1 pseudogene is annotated in these 254 nt (G+C 72.8%); it reads left to right on the forward strand.

The features are described from left to right. Window positions 1-254 (forward strand): annotated as a pseudogene (locus tag IE98_RS0141795) (transposase); the annotation flags it as partial.

Raw genomic sequence — 254 nt, forward strand, 5'->3', positions numbered from 1 at the left:
GTGGCCCCGCCTGCACGAGGTCCTGCTCGCCGAACTCCGGGCGGCAGGGCTGCTGGAGATGGACGACGCCGCGATCGACGGCTCGCACGTCAGGGCCCTCAAAGGGGGGCTCACACCGGACCTTCGCCGGTCGACCGTGCCCGGCCGGGCAGCAAGCACCACCTGATCGTCGACCGGCACGGCACCCCGCTCGCCGTCACGCTGACCAGCGGCAACCGCCACGACGTCACCCAACTCCTGCCCCTCCTGGACGC

Source organism: Streptomyces sp. NRRL B-24484 (assembly GCF_000717715.1).
Taxonomy (GTDB): Bacteria; Actinomycetota; Actinomycetes; order Streptomycetales; family Streptomycetaceae; genus Kitasatospora.